This window comes from Deltaproteobacteria bacterium (genome assembly GCA_018668695.1).
In the GTDB taxonomy this organism is placed as follows: Bacteria; Myxococcota; XYA12-FULL-58-9; order XYA12-FULL-58-9; family JABJBS01; genus JABJBS01.
In genome coordinates, this window is the sequence record JABJBS010000187.1 from 1 (window position 1) to 3,107 (window position 3,107).

At 48.2% G+C, this 3,107-nt stretch carries 4 protein-coding genes; all 4 read left to right on the plus strand.

Annotated features, from left to right (window positions below; genetic code table 11):
- On the plus strand, window positions 1-427 hold a 427-nt coding region (locus tag HOK28_09915), incomplete at its 5' end, for a tRNA 2-selenouridine(34) synthase MnmH (protein MBT6433396.1).
- A gap of 118 nt (window positions 428-545) precedes the next feature.
- The gene (locus HOK28_09920) at window positions 546-1,178 is read left to right on the plus strand and encodes a hypothetical protein (GenBank protein MBT6433397.1); all 633 of its coding nucleotides are present in this window, start codon (window positions 546-548) and stop codon (window positions 1,176-1,178) included.
- A gap of 54 nt (window positions 1,179-1,232) precedes the next feature.
- On the plus strand, window positions 1,233-1,988 hold the full coding sequence (locus HOK28_09925) for a nucleotide-binding protein (protein ID MBT6433398.1): 756 nt from the start codon (window positions 1,233-1,235) through the stop codon (window positions 1,986-1,988).
- 204 nt (window positions 1,989-2,192) lie between these two features.
- Window positions 2,193-3,107: trypsin-like serine protease (locus HOK28_09930; GenBank protein ID MBT6433399.1), on the plus strand; the 915-nt coding region annotated here is incomplete at its 3' end.

Here is a 3,107-nt window from a genome sequence, read left to right on the forward strand (position 1 = left end):
AGCGAAACCTATTTGGCTTGAATCCGAGAGTAATCAAATAGGCGCAATTCATATTCCAAGTGAGCTTTGGCGCAAGATGCGCTCAGCCAATGTGGTAGAAGTGACGGCGCCTCTTGAGGCACGGGTAGAGTACTTGCTTGAAACCTACGACTATTTTTGCCAGAAACCGGACTTTCTTAAGGAACGTATCGGCTTGTTAAAGCGCATTCGGGGCACAGAAAAGATAAAGTACTGGTTCGATCTGATTGATAGTCAGCAATGGACCGCTTTCGTAGCGGATATGCTAGAAACTCATTACGACCCCACTTATTCACGCTCGATGGAGCGGTCGGCCGAAAGAATCAGTCAAAAACATAAGCTCAAAGCTCTAAAGCATCCGGATTTGTTGGATTTTATTGATTCGATTGAAACAGAACTTTCGATCTGAGTTGGCCTTACCCGAATAGAGCGCTACTATTTTAGGAGAGCTCTGGATTTATTCGGGGGATTATTAGGTTTTGAGCAAGAAACTCAGAAAACATAAGCGTTATGCCCGTCGGTACCCCATGCGATTTACATGGGAAGACACCCGTATATTTGGTTTTACCATCGATTTCTCATCTGGTGGTTTAGGTATCAGTGCCAAGCGAGGGATTAATCCTCCAGGGATCCTGGAAATGAGGTTAACCGCGCCTGAAGGGGAGATAGCTCTCAAAGGACAGGTACGTTGGTGTCGAAAGGCTGCACGAACTTCGGCTCAGATGTTTGTTTTTGAAATGGGTGTTCAGCTTACGGAACGGAGCCAAGCCTACATTGATTTACTGGAAGATATGATTTCGGAAATGGAAGAACGACGTCATGCCCATGATTTCAAAGAAGACTTGCATGTAACCTATGAAACTCAGTTTCAATTACTCCAAGAATACGACGCCAATATCCGCCATGACGGATTGTTTATTCCCACAGATAAGACTTTCGAGAAGATGCAGGAGGTGAATTTCTCAATTCATCTACTCGAGTTGATGGCAGTGCTGCATGGGGTAGGGCGGGTGATTTACTCCGTGAATGCAGAAGACAGCGAGCGTTTAAATAAGCCAAAGGGTATTGGATTGCAGATTCAAGAGTTTCTCTTTGGGGATAAAGATGACCTGCATCTTATGATCGAAGAACTACGAGCCAAGCACCGCCGACGCGGTTGAAATACCGGCTATCCGTTGACACTCATACGGCCAAGGGCGTAGGTGACTTGGGCTATGACACATATTAAGATTAATCTCGTTTCTATTTCCTTGTTCTACATTTTCGTGGGTTGTGCCGAAGAGGCGCCGAAGCAAGTGGCTAAGGTGCCATCACCATCGGCGGTTTCACTTGAAGCGCAGATTGCGGATGCGCTGGGAGGGGATGCGAACAAGAAGCCGGTAGCCAAGCTTGCTGGTACTGTAAGTCAGCGAATCGATGCTGGGCGTTACACTTATTTGGAACTTCAAGCCGAAAAAGCGACGATTTGGGCCGCGATTCCATCTACTGAGGTTAAGGTAGGTGATGTGGTTGAGATCCGTAGCCCATCCGCAATGGAAAATTTCCAAAGCCCAAGCCTCAAACGAACCTTTAAGATCATCTACTTTGGGTCTGGTTTGGTCGGTGACAAAAGTACCGGCGCAGCCAGTGAGAAGACCAATCCAAGTCCTAGAGCAAAAATTGTCCTTCCAGCAGGAGCAGTGAGCATTGAATCGGTTCATGCGGGTGTCGCCACGATGGCCGGTAAATCGGTCAAAGTATCTGGCAAAGTGGTAAAATTTAATGAGGCCATTCTCGGTGTGAACTGGATTCACATCCAAGATGGCAGTGGAAATGCTTCCGCCGGAACCCACGATTTGACCATCACCACAGATGTTCAGGTAGCCGTTGGAGAGACGGTTGTGGTCGAAGGCTTGGTGGTTCAAGACAAGGATTTTGGAGCGGGTTATCGCTACCCGGTTCTTTTAGAGAAAGCGAAGCTTTCAAAATAAAGCCTCGCCAATCCTAACAGTTTTAGTGGAAACACTTAAACTAATCTAAAAACATTAGCCTATTGTCGATTTAGTGAACCCCCCTCCGTCATGGGAACATCTATTTTTTCTCTTGCCGAAAGCGCCCAGAGTCACTACTTTCCTGGTTCACGGATGGACTCAGTTGCCCGCTGAATTCACCGATAGCCTCCCAGGAGAAGATAGATGATGAAGCCCTTGAAGTATTTGGCCGGACTCACTGCCTTGATGTGCACCCCCCTTATGGGATGCGAAACAGGTTCAGATGGTGATTGGCATCTCCAACCAGCAGAGGCGATTGAAGAAGCGATTATCAACGGACGCTCATGTACTGAGGCCGAATATCCTACTGCTGTGGCGATTATCACCGACGCTGCGATTACCGTGCAGGGTTTCGGCACTCAAGAAGTGGTTCAAATCTCGTGCACCGGCACCTTAATCGCCCCAGATGTGGTGCTTACGGCGGCCCACTGTTTGGATCCTACACTCCTAACCATGGGTTTTGGTGAAGTAGACCGAGCGTCTTACTGGGTCAGCCCAGAGGCAGATTTGTCTAGTTTGGCAGGAGAATCCGCAGTGTTGCCGGCGAGCGCGATAGAGGCGGTTGAGTTTATTAAGCATCCTGGATTCGATATCAATTCAATGAACAATGTGACTGGCCCAGGTGATTTTAGCGATATTGGCCTTATCTTCCTCAAGGAACCCATGGAGCTTACTCCGGCGATTGTTATTTCGAGAGAGGAAGCGAGCCAGATGACTACAGGCCTTTCTGTAGGTATCGCGGGATGGGGTCAGCAGACCGCTGAGCAACAAAGTATGTGGGAGCCACCAGAGCCAGGCTCTGTTGGTGTGAAAATCTGTGCAGAGTCGACCATCAATGAAATAGGTGAGATGGAAATGCAGATAGGGGCGGATTCGACTACTTCGCGAAAATGCCATGGTGATTCTGGCGGCCCAACTTATCTAGACATCGAGACAACCAGTGAGAACAAGCGTCGAGTCATCGGTATTACCTCGCATGCATACGATCAGAGTGATTGTGAAAAGGGTGGGGTGGATACGCGTGTGGATGTTTGGCTGAGCTGGATTGAAGACAAAATG